Source organism: Methylophaga sp. (assembly GCF_009711715.1).
Lineage (GTDB): Bacteria > Pseudomonadota > Gammaproteobacteria > Nitrosococcales > Methylophagaceae > Methylophaga.
The window spans coordinates 1-23336 of record NZ_VENF01000005.1 but is presented as its reverse complement, the minus strand read 5'-3'; the positions used below and the strand labels follow the sequence as shown (position 1 = coordinate 23336).

Genomic DNA, 23336 nt, shown 5'->3' with positions numbered 1-23336 from the left:
TTCGTGCGTAAGCCGCTTATTGCTGGTAATTGGAAAATGAACGGCTCTAGCGAGAGTAATAAGGTCTTACTGGCGGGTATTCTTGCCCATGCCGAGAGCTTTGCTTCGGTCGACGTGGCCTTATTTCCGCCTGCCGTCTATCTGCAACAGGTTCAGCAGACGCTGAGCGGCACTGGTCTGTTCTGGGGCACACAAAATCTGTCCCAGTTCAAACAGGGCGCCTACACCGGTGAGATTTCAGCGGCAATGCTGGCCGATTTCGGCTGTCATTATGTGTTGATTGGCCACTCTGAGCGGCGTTGTCTTTATGCCGAGCTGGATCTGGACCAGCGGGTGCTGGATCGCATTGTGGCCGAAAAATATGAAATGGCTGTGCGTGAGGGTATCACACCGATTATATGTATCGGTGAGAGTCCGGACGAGCATGCTGTGGGTCGAACCGAAGAAGTCGTGGCCCGCCTCCTCGATACCGTGATTGCCTATCAGGGGGTAAAAGGACTCGCGCATACTGTGCTGGCTTATGAGCCGGTATGGGCAATTGGTACCGGTCGTTCAGCCACACCGGAATGGGCCCAGGATGTACATAGTTTCATGCGTCAGCGGGTGGCGAAGCACGACCCGAATATCGCGCAGAACTTGAGAATACTTTACGGCGGCAGCATAAACAGTAATAATGCTGCGCCATTGTTTTTACAACCTGATGTAGATGGTGGACTGGTCGGCGGCGGATCGCTGCATGCCGAGGAGTTTGTCAAAATCTGTCAGGCCGCGGTTTTAAAATTAGGTTAACTACATGCACGCTTTAATTTTGACGATACATATTATTGTCTGTCTGATGCTGGTCGGTCTGGTATTGATCCAGCATGGTAAAGGCGCTGATGCCGGTGCCGCATTTGGTGGCGGCGGCGGTGGTGGCGCTTCCGGCAGCCTGTTCGGCAGTCGTGGCTCGGCTTCGTTCCTGAGTCGCAGCAGCGCAGTACTGGCGGCGATTTTCTTCGCGACCAGCCTGACCCTGGCTTATTTTTCGGTAGATAGACCGGAAAAAGCCAAAAGCGTAACTGAGTCGGTTCCTGTAGAACAAACACAAGAACAAACTCCTGCAGATTTGCCTGAATTGCCGTAAAATACCCGCTTTTAAAGCCGACGTGGTGAAATTGGTAGACACGCCATCTTGAGGGGGTGGTGGGCATAGCCCGTGGCGGTTCGACTCCGCCCGTCGGTACCAAATCATGAAAAGCCCGAATTACTCGGGCTTTTTTTATGTCTGAAGCTATGCAGGGCATTTGCAGTGCAGACCCTGTAGAATCCAGTTTTAAAGATAACGCTTCATTGTTCGTTATCGTCAAAGTGCAAGGTCAAGGTCAAGGATTCAGACATGGCAAAATACCCACTAGTCCAGAAACCGGATACTCTCAAGCCACCACGGCCCTGGGTACCGGCGCTGAAAATAACGCTGATTTACGCCATTTTTGCCGTAATATGGATTATTTTTTCAGACCGGGCCATCGATCTGATTTCGCTAAGCAAAAGCATGCTGTCTGCGATGCAGACATGGAAAGGGCTTTTCTTCGTATTCATCACCTCGATACTGGTATTTATACTGGGTCAGTATTATTTCCGGCGCCAGGTGCAGTTAATCAGCGAACTGCGAAGTAACCAACAGCGTCTCAACCTGATTCTCGACACGATCCCTGACGGCATCCAGGAAAACGATCTGGAAGGCCGTATCACCTACAGTAATCCGGGCCATCACAAGATCCTCGGTTATCCCAATGGGGCTTTGGTCGGTCATCACATCTGGGATTTCCAGGCCAATGAGGCAGATCGGCAGCAGTTGCAGGACTATTTCTTTTATCTGGTCAGGCAGCAGCCCGCGCCGGAGATGATTGTCAGTCGAAATAAAACACGCAATGGTCAGGAGCGGATTTTGGAAATCAGCTGGGATTATCAGCGAGATAATGCAGGTGAGCTGACCGGCTTTATCTCAGTGATTTCCGATATTACGCAGTCGCGTGAGCAAGAGCAGGAAATTCTGCATCTGGCTTATTATGATCCGCTCACCGATTTGCCGAACCGGTTCCGGGCTCTGGAAAATCTGGGCTCTATGATTAAGGTGGCGAGAAAAGCCCAAGAGCATGTAGCGGTACTGATGCTGGACTTGGATCATTTCAAGAAAATCAACGATACACTCGGGCATGAAGCCGGCGACAGGCTATTACAGCAACTGGTGGTCAGGCTCAGAGAGGTATTGAATCATGAGCAGGTTCTCGGCCGTCTGGGCGGCGATGAGTTTATCATTCTGCAACAGCAGTCCAGTCAGCGTGATGCCCTGCCTGCCTTAATCGAAGACATCAAAGCGCTGTTTGGCAGGCCATTCATGATAGAACAGCGTGAGATGATGCTGACTGCCAGTATCGGTGTGGCAATTTATCCTAATGACGGGACGACGGCGACAGAGTTGCTGCGAAATGCCGATTCTGCCATGTTCCATGCAAAAGAGAGTGGCCGCAATACCTGCAGTTATTTCACCCGGGCAATGAACCTGGATGTGACCCGCCGCTTCACGATTGAGGAGCAACTGCACTCGGCACTGGAAAATAATGAATTGAGCCTGCTTTATCAACCACAGGTGGAATTACAGAGCCATGGTATGAATGGCGCCGAAGCACTGCTTCGCTGGCATAACCCGGTATTGGGGCAGGTTTCGCCGGAAGAGTTTATTTCAGTTGCAGAACAGAGCAGTCTGATTCTGCCGATTGGTCGTTTTGTACTGGAACAGGCATTGAAAGTGTTGTCACAGATTCAGTTGACCCACCCCGACTTCCGTATGGCGATTAATTTGTCACCGGTACAGTTTCGTGATTTTGGTCTTGTCGAGACACTCAGCCAGTTAATCCGCGACTATCAAATCCGGCCATCGAATATTGAGCTGGAAATTACTGAAGGTGTTTTATTAAGTGGTTCTCCACTGGTTAAGGAAACGCTTGATGCATTGCATCAGATGGGTATCAAACTGGCGATGGATGATTTCGGTACCGGTTATTCATCACTGAGCTATCTGCGTAGCTATCCCTTCGATGTTCTGAAAATTGACCGCAGTTTTGTCAATGAAATCCTTAATAAGCCGGCAGACAGAGAACTGATTAATGCCATTGTCGCCATGTCTGACGGCCTTGGTCTGAAAGTGGTGGCAGAAGGGGTGGAAACCAGTGCGCAATGCGAGTTTCTGCAAACGGTGGGCTGTGATTTCGGCCAGGGTTATTTCTTCAGTGAGCCCATCAGTGAATCCGCCTTGTTTGCAGAACTGCAGCTGGTTTAATCAAGCAGGCTGTCTATAGTCTGTTCGAGTTCATCAAAATGAATGGGCTTGGTGAGATAATGATCAAAACCGGCTGCAAGTCCTTTTTCAATATCATCGGTCATCGCGTTGGCGGACAGGGCAATGACCTTGATATAGCGGGTCACGGCAGATTGTTTCAGTTGCTTGAGTGCTTCAAAACCATCCTTACCCGGCAGGTTGATATCCATCAGGATGATCTCCGGTTCCATCTCAAAGGCGATATCAAGTCCGGTCTCGGCATCTACTGCTGTTGTCAGCTTGATATCCTGCCGCCGGTTAAAGAACTGCTTGATTAAATCAAGGTTGGTCGGATTATCTTCAATGCAAAGTACCTGGCTGAGCCTGGTCCGGGGCGAGGCTGACTTCGACTCATCGTCAGCTTGCCGGGATGCCGCAACCGGGCTCTGCTCAACAGCTGCTTTCCTGAACTCGACCCAGAAGGTAGAACCGACATCCAGCGTACTGTCAAAACCAAAGCGACCCTGCATCAGCTTCACCAGTTCGTGACTGATAGCCAGGCCAATCCCAGTGCCGGGGATTTTGGAACGTTCCTTGTCGAGCCGGTTGAAAGGTTCAAACAGCCGTGACTGCATTTCATTATCAATCCCGTAGCCGGTATCCTCGACGGCAATGCGCACTTGATAGTCTTTTTCACTGACACGCAGTCGGATTTTGCCATGGGGGCGATTGTACTTGGCGGCGTTGGACAGCAGATTAATCAAGACCTGTTTGAGTTTGATGTAGTCAGCGCGGATGAACAGGCTGTCGATGTCTGCTGGATAATCGGTCTCCAGCGTCAGCGACAGAGGAGCCAGTTGGACCTCCATCAGAGGTAAAACATGATCAATTAAGGATTTGACGGCGACATTTTCCACCGAAATCGCCATATGTCCGCTTTCAATGCGTGATAAATCCAGCACATCATTGATCAAACTCAGAAGATGACTGCCTGAGCTTTCTATCATACTGACCGATTCACGTTGACTGTCATCCAGGTCTTCCAGCTTCAATAGCTGGGAAAAGCCGATAATCGCATTGAGCGGGGTGCGGAGTTCATGGCTCATTTTGGCGAGGAATTCACTTTTGGCACGATTAGCCTGTTCCGCCTGGCGCATGGCACTGATCAGTTCCTGCTGATACTGATGCCGCTCAGAAATGTCACGAATGACGCCGATATAGAATTTACGATGGCCAAACTGCATCGGCGAGACATTGAGTTCAATCGGGAACAGGCTGCCGTCCTTGCGTCGCCCCTGCAAAGCACGGGTGCGGTGAATGACTTTGGGCGCGTGCAGTGCCGAATTGGCGAGATAATGGTCGTGCTGGCTGCGTTCATCTTCGGGCAGCAATATCGATACCGGCTGCCCCAGCAGTTCATTTTCTCTGTAGCCGAAAAGACCGCATACGGCCGGATTGACCATGCTGATCATGCCTTCGTCATCAATAGTCACAAAACCATCGTCCGTCTGGTTGATGATGGCATCACGCTGCTGCAGCGTTGCTATGCGTTGCAGGGTTGAGCGCCGATACAAGAGCGTGCCGATGGCTGTCATGGCAATCACTACGACAATACTGACAATGACGCTGTAGAGCAGGGATCGGTAGAGCTTATAGACTTCAGCCACCTCGGTCTCGGAGACGATACCCATATCCAGCTGGTCATCCCAGCGCCAGGCACCGATAACTTCAACACCCCGATAATCACGATAGCCATCAATATCAATACCGGAAGCCTGTCTGGTCAAAGACTGCGCCATTTGAGTAAGTGGGAACTGCTTGTATTGACGGGCCGTGATCACATTGTCGGCTTCAAGCAGGTTGCTATCCGGTCGCCGCACGGTGAGGTTGAGATCGGCATGGGGATGCCTGGCACTGAGCAGACCCGTGCTGACGAGTTGCTCGCTGAACTTGCTCTCAGTCAGTAACAACCCCTCTCTGTTGATGGCGTAGGTATGGCCGGTATTCCCCACCTGATTCTGATGAAAGGCCGGAATAAACAAATGATCGGGATTCATTTCAAATGCAAAAAAGCCGACGGTTTCGCCAAACCAGTCGATAACCGGTGCTACAAACAGCATCGTTGCCAGCCCTTCACGGATATGGTCGTCGAGATCCTGCCAGCGCTGCTGGCTTTTGAATGGTTGACTGACCGCCACCTCACCGGTCAGCGCTTCACGTAATACGGACGGCGGCAGGTTAAAACTTTTAGGTGTGTTTTCGATGCCGCCTCTGCCGGATAATAATAGTTCACCGTTCAGGTTGAACAGCTTGTAATCGCGGTAGTGTTCAGACTCGGTAATAGCGGTCAAGGTGGTGTCCAGCCGCTGGAATAAATCCTCATCGACAGCGTCTGAGCCACCGGCCTGGATAAGCTGGGTAATCTGACGCAGCGACAGATTTTCCGACCAGTAGCGCGCATTGAGCATATGAGTCTGAATATCGTTTTTGGCACGATTGATTGACGCTTCCAGTGTATCGCTCAGCCGGTTTTTGACATCGGCCTGAATCAGCGAAAACAGATAGGCTGCCGCGATACTGGCAGAGCCGACAGCAATCAGGATAAGTAAGGCGGCGACGGCGACTGGTCTGGAAAATAATTTATATTTATTCACGTAAGTGGTGACGCCCCGGGTATTGATAAAAAATGCCAATCAGCTTGAACACTGGCAAGTCTGAACTGTCACTCATTAAGTAAGGTAGTCGATTTAGTAGCGGAAAGCATACGGATTGCAGCCGTAAATAATTCCATCACAAGAGGATTTTGGCTGCCCGGTTAGAATAAGTAAACAAAAAGCCGATATTTATGCCGCGATTCGGCTTCTCATCAGCCGCGAGAGTGTGTAGTATCGGATTCGATATTTGCCCATCGCAGGGTGTGTTGAGGCGCATGTTTGATAAGCATCAATCATGCTCAAACGAATCGACCGTAAGGAAGGCAGTATGCTGGAGAATTATCTCCCGATATTGTTGTTTGTCATTATCGGCATTGGCTTCGGTGTCATGCCGTTGCTGGCGGGTTTTATTCTGGGCCCGCGCCATCCTGATGACGAAAAACGCTCTGCCTATGAGTGCGGCTTTGAACCCTTCGAAGATACTCACGGTAAATTTGATGTGCGCTACTACCTGGTCGCCATTCTGTTCATTATTTTTGATCTGGAGATTGCTTTCCTGTTCCCCTGGGCCATCGTGCTGGACGAGATTGGGGTATTCGGTTTGCTGTCGATGTTTCTGTTTCTTGCCATCCTGGTCGTTGGCTTCATATACGAGTGGAAGAAGGGGGCACTTGAGTGGGAATAGAAGGTGTGCTGGAAAAAGGGGTCGTCACCACCTCTGCCGATAAGCTGATTAACTGGGCCAGAACCGGCTCTTTGTGGCCGATGACCTTCGGCCTGGCCTGTTGTGCGGTAGAAATGATGCATGCCGGTGCCGCCCGTTATGATCTGGACCGCTTCGGTATCGTGTTTCGCCCCAGCCCGCGTCAGTCTGATGTGATGATTGTTGCCGGCACTTTGGTTAACAAAATGGCCCCGGCTTTGCGTAAAGTTTATGACCAGATGTCAGAACCACGCTGGGTCATCTCAATGGGATCCTGTGCCAACGGCGGCGGCTACTATCATTATTCCTATTCGGTAGTGCGCGGCTGTGATCGGATTGTGCCGGTCGATATCTATGTACCGGGCTGTCCCCCGACAGCCGAATCGCTGCTGTACGGCATCCTGCAACTGCAGAAAAAAATTCAAAGAACCAATACCATCGCCAAACCGGCAGCAAGTTGAGCAGGAGCCGGATGATGCAAGCCTTGAAAGCCAGACTGGAACAGGATTTTGCGGACGCATTACTGGATGCCGAGCTCAATCGTGATGAAGTCACGCTGATTGTCGCTGCCGAACAACTTACCCAGGTCTGTCGCCGTCTGCGAGATGAGCATGGTTTCGAACAACTGATGGACCTGTGCGGTGTCGATTACGCGGACTATGGCGGCAGTAGCTGGGAAACCAAGCAATCCACCGAGTTTGGTTTCAGCCGTGCTGTAGATGGTCTGGGGCACAGTGAACCGGTGGCGGAAGGTTATCGGTTTGCGGTGGTCTATCACTTACTGTCTATTCAGCACAACCAGCGGATTCGCCTGAAAGTCAGGCTGGACGCGGAAACCCCGATCATCGACACCGTCACCGACATCTGGAACAGTGCCGACTGGTACGAGCGCGAGGCCTTCGATATGTTCGGTATCCTGTTTGACGGTCACAGGGATTTGCGTCGTATCCTCACTGATTATGGTTTTGTCGGTCATCCTTTCCGAAAGGACTTCCCGCTTATCGGTAATGTTGAAATGCGCTATGACCCTGACAAAAAACGGGTGGTGTATGAACCGGTCAGCATAGAACCCCGTACGCTGGTACCCAAGGTGATCAGGGACGACAACCGCTATTGGCAGGAGGAGGAAGACTGACATGGCGGAGATTAAAAATTACACCTTGAACTTTGGCCCTCAGCATCCTGCTGCCCATGGCGTATTACGGCTGATCCTGGAAATGGACGGCGAGGTCATTGAACGTGCCGACCCGCATATCGGCCTCCTGCATCGCGGTACTGAAAAACTGGCTGAATCCAAACCCTTCAACCAGAGCATCGGCTACATGGATCGGCTCGATTATGTGTCGATGATGTGTAATGAGCATGCTTATGTGATGGCGATTGAGAAGCTGCTGGGGCTGGAAATTCCGGTCCGGGCTCAGTACATCCGAGTCATGTTCGATGAGATTACTCGTATCCTGAATCACCTGATGTGGCTCGGGGCGCACGGGCTGGATATCGGTGCCATGACGGTGTTCCTTTACTGTTTCCGTGAACGTGAAGATTTGATGGATGTGTACGAAGCGGTATCCGGTGCCCGTATGCACGCAACCTATTATCGTCCCGGCGGCGTTTATCGTGATTTGCCCGACAGCATGCCGCAATATCAGGCGTCCAAATGGCATAACGAGAAAGAAGTTAAGCACAAGAACCGTAACCGGGAAGGCAGCCTGCTCGATTTTATCGAGGATTTCACTCAGCGTTTTCCAAAATGTGTCGACGAATATGAAACCTTGCTGACTGATAACCGGATCTGGAAACAACGCACCGTCGGCATCGGTGTGGTCAGTCCCGAGCGCGCCCTGCAACTCGGCTTTAGTGGCCCGATGTTGCGCGGCAGTGGTATAGAGTGGGACCTGCGTCGCAAGCAGCCTTATTCAGTGTATGACCAGCTTGATTTTGATATTCCGGTTGGCACAGAAGGCGATTGCTATGACCGCTACCTGGTTCGCGTCGAGGAGATGCGCCAGTCCAACCGGATTATCAAACAGTGCATCGACTGGCTGCGTGCGAATCCAGGGCCTGTGCAGGCCGCCAACAGCAAGGTGGTGCCGCCCAAACGCGATGTGATGAAAAACGATATGGAAGCAATGATTCATCACTTTAAATTATTTACCGAAGGCTACTGTGTGCCGGAAGGAGAGGTTTACGCAACGGTGGAGCATCCCAAAGGGGAATTTGGTATTTATCTGGTGTCCGATGGCGCTAATAAACCCTACCGGGTCAAGATTCGCGCGCCCGGTTTCCCGCATCTGGCAGCGATGGATGAAATGGCCAAAGGCCATATGCTGGCGGATGTGGTGGCGATTATCGGCACGATGGACATCGTATTTGGTGAGATTGATCGATGACTCAAATGTTACTGACCGGTCCCAAAGAGGAATTATTCAGCGACGCGCTGCGTGAGCAGATGGATACCTGGATCGCCAAGTATCCTGAAGGCCAGGCCCAGTCGGCGGTAATTCCCTGTCTGCATATTCTGCAGGATGCCAACGGCGGCTGGCTGAGCCGCGGCATTATGGATGCACTGGCCGATTATCTCGATATCCCGGCGATCAGTGTTTATGAAGTGGCGACGTTTTACACCATGTTCGAACTGGAACCGGTCGGTAAACATAAAATCAGTGTCTGCACTAATATCTCCTGCATGCTGTGTGGGTCTGAAAAAATCATGAACCACCTGCAGCAGAAGCTGAATATCAAACCGGGGGAAACCACACAAGACGGCCAGTTTACGCTCAAGGAAGTTGAATGCCTCGGAGCCTGTGTCGGAGCACCGATGATGCTGCTGGATCGCGATTATCACGAGTATCTGACACCGGAAAAAATCGACAACATTCTGGATGGGCTGGCCTCATGAAACTGGATCAAGTTTGCTTTCGTACTTCGCATCTGACGCCCTCCTGGACTATGGAGTCCTATCGTTCGGTGGGTGGCTACCAGGTGCTGGAAAGCGTGCTCAAAAACAAAATGCGGCCGGAAGAGATTATTGAGCAGGTGAAAAACTCGGCCCTGCGTGGCCGCGGTGGTGCCGGTTTCCCGACCGGGCTCAAATGGAGCTTTATGCCACGCCGCCTGCCCGGCGATAAATACATCGTCTGCAACTCGGATGAGGGCGAACCGGGCACCTGCAAAGACCGCGATATTCTGCGATACAACCCGCATCAACTGATCGAAGGCATGATCATTTCCGGTTACGCGATTGGTGCGCAGACTGGCTATAACTACATCCGCGGCGAGTTTTACGAACCTATCGAACGCTTTGAAGCAGCACTGGAAGAGGCAAGGGAAGCCGGGTATCTGGGACGGGATATTCTGGGCAGCGGATTTCATTTTGAACTGCATACCCACATCGGTGCCGGCGCTTATATCTGCGGTGAAGAAACGGCGCTGCTGGAATCCCTTGAAGGTAAAAAAGGGCAACCGCGCTACAAGCCTCCGTTCCCGGCAGGTTACGGACTGTATGGTAAACCGACCACCATCAACAACACAGAGAGCCTGGCGTCGATTCCGGTCATCCTGCAATACGGCGCAGACTGGTTCCATGAACTGGGCACGCCCAATAACGGCGGCAGCAAGATTTTCTGTATGACCGGCCACGTCAACAAACCCGGGAATTATGAAGTGCCACTGGGCACCCCGTTTGCTGAGCTGCTGGAGCTGGCCGGGGGTATGCGTAATGGCAATAAGATTAAAGCGGTTATTCCCGGTGGCAGCTCTACGCCGGTGGTACCGGGCGCGCGCATGATGGAGCTTGAGATGAGCTATGATGGCATCGGCAAAGGTGGCTCGATGCTCGGCGCGGGCTCCGTTATCGTCATGGATGAAACCACCTGCATGGTCAAGGCGCTGCAGCGTATCGCTTATTTCTATTACGAAGAGTCCTGCGGTCAGTGCACGCCCTGTCGTGAGGGGACTGGCTGGCTGTATCGTGTGATTAAACGGATCGAGGAAGGCCAGGGCCGCCAGGATGATATGGATAAACTGGTGCATATGGCCGAAAACATTAACGGCAATACCATTTGTGCGCTGGGCGATGCCGCGGCAGCACCAGTGATAAGCTTTATCAAACACTTCCGTGATGAATTTCAGTATCACATCGACCATGGACGTTGCATGGACAACACGGCGTAAAGACTGACAGTTATGGTTAATATCGAAATCGACGGCATTCCACTCAAAGTGGATCCCACAAAAATGATTATCCAGGCCGCGGATGAGGCCGGGATCGATATTCCCCGTTTTTGTTATCACAAGAAACTGTCGATTGCCGCCAACTGCCGCATGTGTCTGGTTGAGGTCGACAAAGCCCGTAAACCGCTGCCTGCCTGCTCGACGCCGGTATCAGACGGTATGAAAGTCTTTACCGACTCGAAAGTTGCGGTCAATGCCCAGCGAAGCGTGATGGAGTTTTTGCTGATCAATCACCCTCTGGATTGTCCCATCTGCGATCAGGGTGGCGAATGTGAGTTGCAGGATCTGTCGATGGGCTACGGCGAAGGTATCAGCCGTTTCACTGAGCGCAAGCGGGCGGTCAAAGATAAAGACATCGGACCGCTGATTCAGACCGATATGACCCGCTGTATTCACTGCACCCGCTGTGTGCGTTTCGGGCAGGAAATTGCCGGTATCAAGGAACTCGGTGCCACCGGCCGTGGTGAGCATATGGAAATCAGCACTTATGTGGAACACAGCCTGGTGTCGGAGTTGTCCGGTAATATCATCGATTTGTGTCCGGTCGGGGCATTGACCTCGAAACCATTCCGTTACAAAGCCCGTGCCTGGGAAATGCAGGCTCGGCCTTCTATTGCACCGCATGATGCGGTGGGTTCCAACATCGAGCTGCATATCCGCAAGAATGAAGTCATGCGGGTGGTACCGCGGGATAATGAAGACCTAAATGAGTCGTGGTTGTCGGACCGTGATCGTTTCAGCTATCTGGGGCTGAGCAGCGAAGACCGGCTCAGTGAGCCGATGATCAAGCTCGATAACCAGTGGCAGGTGGTGGACTGGCAGACCGCACTGGACAAAACGGTAGAGGGATTGAAGGGCGTTATCAGCAAGTTTGGTGCTGAAGAAGTGGCGGGCCTGATTTCGCCTACTGCCACCCTGGAAGAAGCTTATCTGTTCCAGAAATGGCTGCGCGGACTTGGCACTGACAACATAGATCACCGTCTGCGCCAGCAGGATTTCACTGATACCGACGTCGATGACAGCCTGTCAGACTGGCAACTTGCCGATATCGATGACAGTGATGCCTTTGTCCTGCTGGGCACCAATATCCGTGCAGAGCAACCGATTATCGCTCATCGCATCCGCCAGGCGGCGCTGGCCGGAGCAACCGTCAGTAGTATTAACCTGTTCACACGTGACTTGCTGATGCCGGTCGACAGGCAAATGGCCGTGAACAGTCCGCAACTGGTGCAGACGCTGGCCGGTATTGCCAAAGCCTTGCTGGCCGCGGCTAAACAGGAACCGGAGGACTGGCTGGATTTGTTACCGGAGCGCGCGCCGTCTGCCTTTGAACATAATGTGGCACTACAGCTGTCCAATGCCATGAATGCGACGCTGTTTGTCGGTGATTTGATTAATCATCAGCCGCAGGCCAGCACCCTGCGTTCCCTGGCGAGGCTGGTAGCGGAGCTGAGTGACAGCAGACTGGTGGTCTTGCCGTCGTCCAATAGCAATGCCCATCGACTTGCCGGCAGCATGCCTGCGGATAAAGGGCTTAACGCCAGACATTGCTGGGAACGTGCTCTGCGAGGCTATGTCATGATGGGCTTTGATCCCTTGCTGGATACGGCGCAGCCGACTATCGTGCATGACGCCCTTCGGCGGGCCAGTTTCGTAGTTTCCATCAGCAGTTTTGAAAGTGACTGGGTCCGTCAGTATGCCAATGTGATATTACCGATGGCCTGTTTTGCCGAGACATCAGGCACCTTTGTCGGCATTGACCAGCGTAAGCAGCAGTTTGCCGGCGCGGTCGCACCTCGAGGTGACAGCCGGCCCGGCTGGAAGATCCTGCGGGTGCTGGGTAATATCAGCAAGCTCAAAGGTTTTGACTATATTTCATCACAGGATGTGGTCGATGAAATAGAAAGTCCGCTGCGGGAGCTTAAAAGGGGAAGTAAAACCGGCTTTATTCCGGATTCGCTCAACCTGGAATCGGATTTGATGCTGATTTCTGAAGTGCCGATGTATCGCAGTGACAGTCTGGTTCGGCACAGTAAAGCGCTACAGCAAACCCCTGAGAGTCGTGCCGATGGTTTTGCCCGTATCAATCAGAAGGAAGCGGATAAGCGCGGCCTCGATCCTCAGCATGAAGTTGTCATCAGTCAGGATGATCGCAAGGTCAGCGTACCGCTGGAAATTGATAACAATATAGCCGACGGCTGCATTTATCTTGCTGCCGCGACCTCGGTCAGTGCACAGCTGGGCAGTCTGTTCAGCCAGGTACAGGTGATGAAGGCGGGTAGAGAGTGATGGATATCCTGCTCGAGCACATCTTGCCAACGCTGTTTAAAATCATGCTGATTGTCGGGCCATTGATGCTGGCGGTGGCTTATCTGACTTATGCCGAGCGCAAAGTCATTGGCTATATCCAGACCCGTATCGGCCCCAACCGGGTCGGACCCTGGGGCTTGTTGCAACCGATTGCTGACGGCCTCAAGCTGTTAATGAAAGAAGTTATTTTCCCGGCCCGCTCAAACCTGTATCTGTTTCTTATTGCACCGGTGCTGGCTATCGGTCCGGCGCTGGCAGCCTGGGCAGTCATTCCTTTCGGTGCTGAACTGGTGCTGGCTGATATTAATGCCGGTCTGCTGTATGTGCTGGCGATTACCTCAATGAGTGTTTACGGTGTAGTGATTGCCGGCTGGGCCTCCAATTCCCGATACGCTTTTCTGGGTGGTCTGCGCAGTGCAGCCCAGGTCGTGTCTTACGAGATCGCAATGGGCTTTGCGCTGGTGGGCGTGCTGGTGGCGGCAGGCAGCCTTAACCTCAGTGAGATTGTGCTGGCACAGAGCGGCGGTTTCTGGCACTGGTACTGGCTGCCATTGTTACCACTTTTTGTGGTTTATTTCGTTTCCGGCGTGGCTGAAACCAACCGGGCGCCATTTGATATTGCTGAAGGCGAATCGGAGATCGTCGCCGGTTTCCATGTTGAATATTCGGGCATGGCCTTTGCCGTGTTTTTCCTGGCCGAGTATGCCGACATGATCCTGATTTCAATTCTGGCCGCGACCCTGTTTATGGGCGGCTGGCTGTCGCCGTTTGAAGGTATACCGGTACTGGAAGGCCTTTTTGCCTGGGTGCCGGGTCTGATCTGGCTGCTCGCCAAAACGGCTTTTTTCCTGTTTATTTACCTGTGGATACGGGCCACCTTCCCGCGTTATCGTTATGACCAGATCATGCGCCTGGGCTGGAAAGTCTTTATTCCGGTCACCCTGGTGTGGCTGGTGGTGATTTCGATCGCGCAGGTGATGGATATTGGTCCTTGGTTCACAGAAACAGCAGCGATTGCTGCGGGGGGGGCGTGATGCGTCAACTACGCCATTTCTTCAGAAGTTTTTTCCTGTGGGAACTGGTGCAGGGACTGCGACTGACCGGTCGTTATCTGTTTGCCCGTAAGGTCACCGTGCAGTATCCGGAAGAAAAAACACCCCAGTCGCCGCGTTTCCGCGGCTTGCATGCGTTGCGTCGTTACCCCAACGGCGAAGAGCGCTGCATCGGTTGCAAATTGTGCGAAGCGGTTTGTCCGGCGCTGGCAATTACGATTGATACCGAGCCGCGCGATGATGGTACCCGCCGCACCACCCGTTATGATATCGACTTGTTCAAGTGTATTTATTGCGGTTTTTGTGAGGAGTCCTGTCCGGTCGACTCGATTGTTGAAACCCGTCAGTTCGAGTTTCATTTTGAGGAGCGCGGCGACCATATCATCAGCAAGGACAAGTTACTGGCGATTGGGGACAAGTATGAAGCACAAATCGCTGCAGACAGGGAGGCGGATGCACCGTATCGCTAAATGAATTCGCTGATTTTCTATAGTTTTGCTGCCATTTTACTGTTCGCCGCGGTGATGGTGATTACCGTGCGTAATCCGGTGAAAGCGGCCTTGTTTCTGGTGCTGGCTTTTTTCACCAGTGCGGCCATCTGGCTGATGCTGCATGCCGAGTTTCTGGCTATCAGTCTGGTACTGGTCTATGTCGGCGCGGTGCTGGTGCTGTTTCTGTTTGTGGTGATGATGCTGGATATTGACGTTGCTCCACTCAAAGAGGGTTTTGCCCGTTATCTGCCGTTAGGCATTCTGGTGGCGGCGCTGATTGTGGTCGAGATGATCACCGTGCTGAATGCGCCGGCCTTCAATATCTCCGCGCCGGAAGTGCTGGAAGAGAGCAATACCAAACAACTGGGCCGCTTGCTCTATACCGTTTATGTCTATCCGTTTGAAATTGCCTCCGTCATTCTGACTGTGGCGATTGTTGCTGCGATTACGCTGACCCTGCGTCAGCACAGCCGCAAATTGCAGGATATCGGCAAACAGGTCGCCGTGCGTCGGGAAGACCGCGTGCGTCTGGTGAATCTGCGCAACAAACCGGACGAAGGGGAGAATGCACCTTGATTGTCTTATCGGATTATCTCATTCTCGCCGCGCTGCTGTTCAGCCTGGCAGTGGCCGGCATCTTTCTGAACCGAAAGAACATTATCATCCTGCTGATGTGTATCGAACTGATGTTACTGGCGGTGAACCTGAATTTTATTGCCTTTTCCCATTTTTCGGGTGATCCGGCAGGCCAGGTGTTTGTGTTCTTTATCCTGACCGTCGCTGCCGCCGAGGCAGCGATTGGTCTGGCCATTCTGGTGCTGTTGTTCCGTAACCTGAGCACGATCAATGTGTCTGAAATCAACAGTCTGAAGGGATAGCTGATGAAGAGCCTGCTGCTAGCTATCGTTCTCGCCCCCTTGATCGGCAGTATCATTGCCGGCTTTTTCGGTAAGCAAATCGGCCGCAGCTGGTCGCATCGTGTGACTATTGCCGGAGTCGCTGTTTCCTTTCTGCTGTCACTCTGGGTATTCAAATTGGTGGTCGTCGACGGCGCCTACTTCAATCAGAGCATTTACCAGTGGCTGCAGGCTGGCTCTTTGACGCTGGAAGTCGGTTTTATGGTCGATTCGCTGACTGCGGTGATGATGGCAGTGGTGACTTTTGTCTCGCTGATGGTGCACATCTACACCATCGGTTATATGCATGATGATGACGGCTACTGCCGTTTTTTCAGTTATATCTCACTGTTTACCTTTGCCATGCTGATGCTGGTCATGGCGAATAACTTCATGCAGCTGTTTTTCGGCTGGGAAGCGGTGGGGCTCGTGTCTTATCTGCTGATCGGTTTCTGGTACAAAAAACCGACCGCCATCTATGCCAATCTCAAGGCGTTTCTGGTCAACCGCGTGGGTGATTTCGGTTTCCTGCTAGGCATCGCGGCGGTGTTGATGTATGCCGGCAGCCTGGATTATGTGCAGGTCTTCACCCAGGCACCGACCATGGCGGAAAAAAACATTGCGCTGTTCGGTGACGCCCAGTGGTCGGTGATTACCGTGACCTGCATTCTGCTGTTTATCGGTGCCATGGGTAAATCGGCGCAGGTGCCGCTGCATGTCTGGCTGCCTGATTCAATGGAAGGTCCGACTCCGATTTCTGCGCTGATCCATGCGGCCACCATGGTGACCGCCGGTATCTTTATGGTGGCGCGGATGTCGCCGTTGTTCGAACTGTCGGAGACAGCCTTGTCATTTATCCTGATTATCGGTGCAGTCACGGCGCTGTTTATGGGCCTGCTTGGTCTGGTGCAGCATGACATCAAGCGGGTCATCGCCTATTCCACCTTGTCACAACTGGGCTATATGACGGTGGCCCTCGGGGCTTCGGCCTATGCAGCCGGGATTTTCCACCTGCTGACACATGCCTTTTTCAAAGCTTTGCTGTTTCTGGCCGCGGGCTCGGTGATTATTGCCCTGCATCATCAGCAGGATATGCGGCATATGGGCGGACTTAAAAAATATATGCCGGTTACCTACTGGACCAGCCTAGTTGGATCGCTGGCCTTGATTGGTTTTCCGGGACTGGCCGGTTTCTTTTCCAAGGACGCCATTATTGAAGCGGTACATGCCTCCGAGATTGCCGGCAGTGATTTTGCCTACTTCGCCGTGCTGGTCGGCGTGTTTGTGACCGCGCTATACAGTTTCCGGTTGTTCTTCCTGGTATTTCATGGCGAGGAACGCTTTGACAGTCACGGCGACCACAGACCGCATGAATCACCGCGGGTCGTGACGGTACCCCTCATTCTGCTGGCGATACCCTCCGTGCTGGCCGGTTATTTTATCGGGGATGTGGTGTTCGGCCGTTTCTTTGGCGATGCCATTTTTGTCGCCGGTCCGCATGATGTGCTGGGACAGCTGAGCAGCCATTATCATGGCATCGGGGCCTTTATGCTACATGGCCTGCAGGCGCTGCCGTTCTGGCTGGCGATAGCCGGGGTGGCCATGGCCTGGTATCTGTATCTGCACCGGCCGGAGATTCCAGGCATGCTCAAAAACAAGCTGCATGGGTTGCATCGCCTGCTGGAAAACAAATACGGCTTTGATGATTTTAACGACAAAGTGTTTGCCGGTGGTTCGCGTGGTCTGGGCGGTCTGCTCTGGCGGGTGGGGGACCGGTTCTTTATCGACGGGGCGGTGGTCAACGGTAGCGCCAGGTCGGTGTACTGGCTGGCTCGTTTTGTTCGCCATGCTCAGTCGGGTTATTTGTATCACTACGCATTTGCGATGATTGTGGGGGTATGGCTGCTGCTGACCCTGTTTGTGGGTTAAGGGACTGACATGTTTGCAGAGTTACCTTTACTGAGTTTGCTTATCTGGCTGCCGATATTCGGCGGGATGCTGGCGATTATGCTGGGTGACCAGCGCGCTATTATGAAACCGTTCGCGCTGGTTGTTGCCGCGCTGACCATGTTGTTGTCATTTGGCCTCTACGCCGGTTTCGACAGCAGCACGCATCAGATGCAGTTTGTTGAGAAGCTGCCCTGGATTGAGACTTTCAATATCTTCTACCACCTTGGCGTTGACGGTTTCTCAATGCCGCTCATTATCCTGACCACCATATCAACGCTGCTGGTGGTGGTTGCCGCCTGGGAAGTGATCCAGCACCGGCCCAGTCAGTACCTTGCCGCTTTCCTGATCATGGAAGGGCTGATGATCGCGGTGTTCTCCGCACTGGATGCGGTGCTGTTTTATGTGTTTTTCGAGGCTATGCTGATCCCATTATTTCTGGTTATCGGCATCTGGGGTGGCCCCAACCGTGTTTATGCGACGCTGAAGTTCTTTCTTTATACCTTTTTCGGCTCGGTGTTCCTGCTGGTCGCTCTGCTGTATCTGCGCCATGTCAGCGACAGTTTTGCCATTCTTGATTTTCATCAGGCCGGTCTTAGCCTGAATGAACAAACCTGGCTGCTGCTGGCTTTTCTGATCGCCTTTGCTGTCAAGGTGCCGATGTGGCCGGTACATACCTGGTTGCCTGATGCACACGTGGAGGCGCCCACCGGTGGTTCGGTGATTCTGGCAGCGATCACGCTCAAAATCGGTGGTTACGGCTTTCTGCGTTTTGCCCTGCCGATTGCACCGGATGCCAGTCTGGCCCTGGACTGGCTCATCATTAGTTTGTCGCTGATTGCGGTGGTGTATATCGGCTTCGTAGCGCTGGCGCAAACGGATCTGAAAAAACTGATTGCCTATTCCAGTATTGCCCATATGGGCTTTGTCACTTTGGGGCTGTTTATTGTATTCGACATTTTTGCCAATGCATCGACCGGCAGCGGGGCGGTGCTGGCGATTGAAGGCGCCATGGTGCAGATGATTTCGCACGGCTTTATTTCTGCCGCCATGTTCCTTGCCGTCGGCGTGCTCTATGACCGCATGCATACCCGGGAAATCAGCGCCTATGGCGGGGTGGTGAATACCATGCCCAAGTTTGCCGGTTTTGCTGTGTTTTTTGCGATGGCTAACGCCGGACTCCCTGGAACATCCGGTTTTGTCGGCGAATTTATGGTCATTCTGGCGGCATTTCAGGCCAACTTCTGGTTTGCGTTTCTTGCCGCAACGACCCTGATTCTGGGGGCGGCCTATACTTTGTGGATGGTAAAGCGGGTGTTTTTCGGTGAAGTCGCCAATAAAGAAGTACAGTCTTTGTCGGACATTAATCGCCGTGAATTCTGGATGCTCGCTGCATTGGCAGTGATTGTACTGCTGATCGGGCTCTGGCCGGCTCCTTTGCTGGACGTGATGCATGCATCGGTCGAGCATTTACTGACCCAAGTGTCGCAATCCAAGCTTTAGAGAGGATCAAGCTTCATGTTTCAGGTTCCCAATATGCTGTTTGCGCTGCCGGAGATGCTGATGCTGGGCATGGCCTGTGTCATTCTTTTGGTGGTGGCATTTGCCGGTGAGCGAGGCACAGATTGGGTCTATGGCCTCAGTCAGCTGACCTTGTTGTCGACTGCCGTGGTGGTCGTCTGGTTTATCGGTGACGGCGGCCTGACCTTTTCCGATACCTATATCAAGGACAGCCTCAGCGATTTGCTCAAGCTCTTCATCTGCATCGTCAACATGCTGGTGCTGCTGTATTCTATGGCCTACCTCAAAGCCCGCAAGCTGATGCAGGGTGAGTTTTTTGTACTGGCCGTTTTTTCGACCCTGGGCATGCTGATCATGGTCTCCGCCTATCATATGCTGACCCTGTATCTCGGGCTGGAACTGATGTCGCTGTGCCTGTATGCGATGGTGGCGATGCATCGTGATTCAGCTGTGGCGACAGAAGCGGCGATGAAGTATTTCATCCTGGGCAGTATCGCTTCGGGCATGCTGCTCTATGGGATGTCGATTATTTATGGTGTGACCGGCAGTCTTGCGATTAACGAGATTGCTCAGGCAGTGGCGACCGGTAGTGGCGATGAGACCATTCTGAGTTTCGGTATTGTTTTTCTGGTCATTGGCGTCGGATTCAAATTCGGTGCAGTGCCGTTTCATATGTGGTTGCCGGATGTCTACCACGGCGCGCCGACGGCAATGACGCTGTTTATTGCGGCGGCACCCAAGATTGCGGCCTTTGCCATGATCATTCGATTATTGGCTGAAGGGCTGATAGACTTACAGCATCACTGGCAGGATATGCTGGTGATGCTGGCTGTATTATCGATGATTATTGGTAATGTGGTTGCCATTGCTCAGAGCAATCTGAAACGCATGCTGGCTTATTCCACCATTTCCCATGTCGGTTTTTTACTGATGGGGGTGTTATCAGGCACGCAGGAAGGCTTCTCAGCCGCGCTGTTTTACACTCTGATTTATGCATTGATGACGCTGGGTGCGTTCGGCATGATTCTGCTGTTGAGCCGACAGGGATTCGAAGCCGAGAATATCGATGATTTCAAAGGACTCAGCGAGCGCCAGCCCTGGTTTGCGCTGATGATGCTGATTCTGATGTTTTCAATGGCAGGGATTCCTCCACTGGCGGGTTTTTATGCCAAGCTGACAGTGATTAAGGCGGTCATTGATGTCGACCTGCTGTGGGTGGCATTGGTGGCCGTGGTGACTTCCGTGATTGGTGCCTTTTATTACCTGAGGGTGATTAAGGTGATGTATTTCGACAAGCCGGTCGTCGAGCACAAGCTGGAAGCCGGCAGCGCGATGCAGATAATGCTGAGCGCGAATGCGCTGATGGTGCTGGGTTTGGGGATTTTGCCCGGTACCTTAATGAAAATATGTACGATTGTTTTTGCCTAGAGGGTTAACAACTTAAATCATGTCTGTCTGGCTAATGATAGGGCTGTATCTGCTGATCGCAAATCTGCCGTGGGTAGGTAACCGAGTATTCTTTCTCTGGCCGATGCAACCCAAGCCGGTCTGGGTCAGGCTGATCGAATTGCTGGTGTACTACTTCGCCTGTCTGCTGATTGGTATAGCTTTTGAGATTCGTTTTTCCGGTGATGTTTACACCCAGCAATGGGAGTTTTTTGTCACTACCCTGAGCCTGTTCCTGGTATTGGCTGTGCCCGGTGTCGTTTACCGCTACCAATGGCTGCCGATGCAGAAAAAGTTCAGATAGGTCCATACTGGCAGCGCAAAAACACAACGCTAAACATCAGTCAGTCAAAGAAAAATCCCTTCAAATGGCGGCAGACAACATTCTGTCACCTGTTTCAGCAATAATGGATGCATGTCCCGCCGAACTAGTTTAGAATTGGCGGGTTTAACTACCGTGTAATTGCACGACACTGTTCAATTAATATCAATTTAGAGACATAGGATTATGGCTTCCGATTTAACCAAGTACAGAAACATAGGTATCTTCGCGCACGTTGACGCGGGTAAAACCACCACAACCGAGCGTATCCTGAAACTGACCGGTAAAATCCACAAAACAGGTGAAGTTCACGAAGGTGAATCCACCATGGACTTTATGGATCAGGAAGCCGAACGCGGTATTACCATCCAGTCTGCTGCAACGACCTGTGCCTGGAAAGGTCATCGTCTGAACGTCATCGATACACCGGGACACGTTGACTTCACTATCGAAGTGTATCGTTCACTGAAAGTACTGGACGGTGGCGTCGGTGTCTTCTGCGGTAGTGGTGGTGTTGAACCGCAATCAGAAACCAACTGGCGTTATGCAAATGATTCGGAAGTATCGCGTCTGATCTTCGTTAACAAACTGGATCGTATCGGCGCTGATTTTTACCGTGTCGTCAAACAGGTTGAAGATGTACTGGCTGCAACGCCGCTGGTGATGGTACTGCCTATCGGCATTGAAGATGAATTCACCGGCGTGGTTGATCTGCTGACCCGTAAAGCCTGGATCTGGAAAGACGATAAAAATGCTGAGGATTACAGCATTGAAGAGCCACCGGCAGAGATGGCGGATCAAATCGAAGAATGGCGTGAAAAGCTGGTCGAAACAGCGGTCGAACAAGACGACGATCTGATGGAAGCTTATCTGGAAGGTGAAGAGCCTTCTATTGAAGACCTGAAACGTTGTATCCGTAAAGGCACATTGAAACTGAACTTCTTCCCGACTTACTGTGGTTCTGCTTTCAAAAACAAAGGCATGCAGCTGTTGCTCGATGCTATCGTTGACTACCTGCCTGATCCGACTGAAGTTGATCCACAACCGGAAGTCGATCTGGAAGGTAACGAAACCGGTAAAGTGGCTACCGTTGATATCAACGGTCCGCTGCGCGCGCTGGCATTCAAAATCATGGACGACCGTTTCGGTGCCCTGACTTTCGTCCGTGTTTATTCCGGTGAGCTGAGAAAAGGTGACACCATTCTCAACACCTTTACCGGCAAAACTGAACGTGTCGGTCGTATGGTGGAAATGCACGCCAATGATCGCAACGAACTGGACTATGCCCACGCCGGCGACATTATCGCCATCGTCGGTATGAAAGATACCCAGACCGGCCACACTCTGTGTGATCCGAAAAATCCGGCCACTCTGGAACCAATGGTATTCCCGGATCCCGTTATTTCTATCGCGATTGCACCTAAAGACAAAGGGGCCGCTGAAAAACTCGGCGTCGCGCTGGGTAAAATGATCAAAGAAGATCCTTCATTCCGTGTTGAAACTGATGAAGACAGCGGCGAAACCATCATGAAAGGCATGGGTGAGCTGCATCTGGATATCAAAGTCGATATCCTCAAGCGTACTCATAACGTTGACGTCGTGGTTGGTGAGCCTCAGGTTGCTTACCGTGAAACCATCACACAACGTGTTGAAGACAGCTACACTCACAAAAAACAATCAGGTGGTTCCGGTCAGTTTGGTCGTATCGACTACATTATCGAACCAGGCGAGCCTGGCAGTGGTTTTTCTTTTGAATCAACCGTGACTGGCGGTAACGTTCCCCGTGAATTCTGGCCGGCAGTAGAAGGCGGATTCAAGAAGATGATGGGTAAAGGCGTTCTGGCCGGCTTCCCGCTGCTTGACGTGAAAGTGAACCTGTTTGACGGTTCATTCCATGCGGTTGACTCGTCAGCTATCGCGTTTGAGCTGGCTGCGATGGGCGGTTTCCGTCAATCAATTCCAAAAGCCGGCCCACAACTGCTGGAACCGATCATGAAAGTGGACGTCTTCACGCCGGAAGATCATGTCGGTGACGTTATCGGTGACCTTAACCGTCGTCGTGGCATGATCAAATCACAAGATGCCGGTGCCACCGGTGTTCGTATCAAAGCGGAAGTGCCGCTGAGTGAAATGTTCGGCTATATCGGTTCACTGCGTACTATGACCTCTGGTCGTGGCCAGTTCTCGATGGAGTTCCTGCACTACCTGCCATGCCCGAGAAATGTGGCTGAGGAAGTCATCAAGGAAACCAAAGAGCGCGAAGCCGCCAAGAAATAATCAGATTATTTCTGCACGACTTAAAAGGGCTGATTTTTATCAGCCCTTTTTTTTTGTCTTGTCCCGTCCTGAAATACGTTGTCATCTGGAGTAAAGAAGATGAACAACGTCATTTCTACCCGCAGGAAACGCAGTCAGCGTGATTACAACCTTGGCTTTAAATTGGCTGTTGTCGAGCAAGTCGAA

General features: G+C 52.2%; 20 protein-coding genes and 1 tRNA gene. 20 read left to right on the top strand and 1 reads right to left on the bottom strand.

The genetic code is table 11. The features are described 5' to 3' along the window. Positions 1 to 3: 3 nt before the first annotated feature. The 4 genes from tpiA to FH755_RS04340 all read left to right on the top strand — a co-directional run bounded on the left by tpiA (position 4) and on the right by FH755_RS04340 (position 3319). Positions 4 to 789: a triose-phosphate isomerase gene (gene tpiA / locus FH755_RS04355; RefSeq protein ID WP_292439016.1), complete on the top strand. Its 786-nt coding sequence runs from the start codon at positions 4 to 6 to the stop codon at positions 787 to 789. Positions 790 to 793: 4 nt separating this feature from the next. Continuing rightward, entirely contained in the window at positions 794 to 1123 is a 330-nt protein-coding gene (gene secG, locus FH755_RS04350) for a preprotein translocase subunit SecG (RefSeq protein WP_292439015.1), read from the top strand. Between the two features lie 16 nt (positions 1124 to 1139). After that, positions 1140 to 1225, top strand: a tRNA-Leu gene (locus tag FH755_RS04345). A 150-nt stretch (positions 1226 to 1375) separates the two neighbouring features. Next, the gene (locus FH755_RS04340) at positions 1376 to 3319 is read left to right on the top strand and encodes a bifunctional diguanylate cyclase/phosphodiesterase (RefSeq protein WP_292439013.1); all 1944 of its coding nucleotides are present in this window, start codon (positions 1376 to 1378) and stop codon (positions 3317 to 3319) included. Here FH755_RS04340 and FH755_RS04335 read toward each other — a convergent pair. Then, positions 3316 to 5952 (bottom strand): PAS domain S-box protein, encoded by a 2637-nt coding sequence (locus FH755_RS04335; protein WP_292439011.1) that lies wholly within the window; start codon positions 5950 to 5952, stop codon positions 3316 to 3318. The genes FH755_RS04340 and FH755_RS04335 overlap by 4 nt on opposite strands. Positions 5953 to 6280: 328 nt before the next feature. Between FH755_RS04335 and FH755_RS04330 the strand changes: the two genes are divergently transcribed. From FH755_RS04330 to fusA, 16 genes are all read left to right on the top strand, one after another. Next, complete coding sequence (locus tag FH755_RS04330) at positions 6281 to 6637, top strand: NADH-quinone oxidoreductase subunit A (protein ID WP_292439362.1); 357 nt, start codon at positions 6281 to 6283, stop codon at positions 6635 to 6637. Next, complete coding sequence (locus tag FH755_RS04325; RefSeq protein ID WP_292439009.1) at positions 6628 to 7116, top strand: NADH-quinone oxidoreductase subunit B family protein; 489 nt, start codon at positions 6628 to 6630, stop codon at positions 7114 to 7116. Before FH755_RS04330 ends, FH755_RS04325 begins: the two co-directional genes overlap by 10 nt. Before the next feature lie 11 nt (positions 7117 to 7127). After that, the gene (locus tag FH755_RS04320) at positions 7128 to 7790 is read left to right on the top strand and encodes an NADH-quinone oxidoreductase subunit C (RefSeq protein ID WP_292439007.1); all 663 of its coding nucleotides are present in this window, start codon (positions 7128 to 7130) and stop codon (positions 7788 to 7790) included. A gap of 1 nt (position 7791) precedes the next feature. Further along, positions 7792 to 9045 (top strand): NADH-quinone oxidoreductase subunit D, encoded by a 1254-nt coding sequence (locus FH755_RS04315; RefSeq protein WP_292439005.1) that lies wholly within the window; start codon positions 7792 to 7794, stop codon positions 9043 to 9045. Then, on the top strand, positions 9042 to 9554 hold the full coding sequence (gene nuoE, locus FH755_RS04310; protein ID WP_292439003.1) for an NADH-quinone oxidoreductase subunit NuoE: 513 nt from the start codon (positions 9042 to 9044) through the stop codon (positions 9552 to 9554). The genes FH755_RS04315 and nuoE overlap by 4 nt, the downstream gene beginning before the upstream one ends. Next, positions 9551 to 10828 (top strand): NADH-quinone oxidoreductase subunit NuoF, encoded by a 1278-nt coding sequence (gene nuoF / locus FH755_RS04305; RefSeq protein ID WP_292439002.1) that lies wholly within the window; start codon positions 9551 to 9553, stop codon positions 10826 to 10828. Before nuoE ends, nuoF begins: the two co-directional genes overlap by 4 nt. Before the next feature lie 12 nt (positions 10829 to 10840). Continuing rightward, positions 10841 to 13177, top strand: coding sequence for an NADH-quinone oxidoreductase subunit NuoG (gene nuoG / locus FH755_RS04300; protein ID WP_292439000.1), 2337 nt, complete (start codon positions 10841 to 10843; stop codon positions 13175 to 13177). Further along, the gene (gene nuoH, locus FH755_RS04295) at positions 13177 to 14232 is read left to right on the top strand and encodes an NADH-quinone oxidoreductase subunit NuoH (RefSeq protein WP_292438998.1); all 1056 of its coding nucleotides are present in this window, start codon (positions 13177 to 13179) and stop codon (positions 14230 to 14232) included. The genes nuoG and nuoH overlap by 1 nt, the downstream gene beginning before the upstream one ends. Beyond that, complete coding sequence (nuoI, locus tag FH755_RS04290; RefSeq protein WP_292438996.1) at positions 14232 to 14720, top strand: NADH-quinone oxidoreductase subunit NuoI; 489 nt, start codon at positions 14232 to 14234, stop codon at positions 14718 to 14720. Before nuoH ends, nuoI begins: the two co-directional genes overlap by 1 nt. Further along, positions 14721 to 15317: an NADH-quinone oxidoreductase subunit J gene (locus tag FH755_RS04285; RefSeq protein ID WP_292438994.1), complete on the top strand. Its 597-nt coding sequence runs from the start codon at positions 14721 to 14723 to the stop codon at positions 15315 to 15317. It begins immediately after the preceding gene. Further along, entirely contained in the window at positions 15314 to 15619 is a 306-nt protein-coding gene (gene nuoK / locus FH755_RS04280) for an NADH-quinone oxidoreductase subunit NuoK (protein WP_292438992.1), read from the top strand. Before FH755_RS04285 ends, nuoK begins: the two co-directional genes overlap by 4 nt. Before the next feature lie 3 nt (positions 15620 to 15622). Further along, complete coding sequence (gene nuoL / locus FH755_RS04275) at positions 15623 to 17566, top strand: NADH-quinone oxidoreductase subunit L (protein ID WP_292438990.1); 1944 nt, start codon at positions 15623 to 15625, stop codon at positions 17564 to 17566. Positions 17567 to 17575: 9 nt separating this feature from the next. Continuing rightward, positions 17576 to 19087, top strand: a complete 1512-nt coding sequence (locus tag FH755_RS04270; protein ID WP_292438988.1) for an NADH-quinone oxidoreductase subunit M — start codon at positions 17576 to 17578, stop codon at positions 19085 to 19087. Positions 19088 to 19102: 15 nt separating this feature from the next. Beyond that, positions 19103 to 20533 (top strand): NADH-quinone oxidoreductase subunit NuoN, encoded by a 1431-nt coding sequence (nuoN, locus tag FH755_RS04265; protein WP_292438986.1) that lies wholly within the window; start codon positions 19103 to 19105, stop codon positions 20531 to 20533. Between the two features lie 19 nt (positions 20534 to 20552). After that, positions 20553 to 20855 (top strand): DUF2818 family protein, encoded by a 303-nt coding sequence (locus tag FH755_RS04260; protein ID WP_292438984.1) that lies wholly within the window; start codon positions 20553 to 20555, stop codon positions 20853 to 20855. Positions 20856 to 21059: 204 nt separating this feature from the next. Further along, positions 21060 to 23150, top strand: coding sequence for an elongation factor G (gene fusA, locus FH755_RS04255; protein ID WP_292438982.1), 2091 nt, complete (start codon positions 21060 to 21062; stop codon positions 23148 to 23150). The last annotated feature ends 186 nt before the right edge of the window (positions 23151 to 23336 follow it).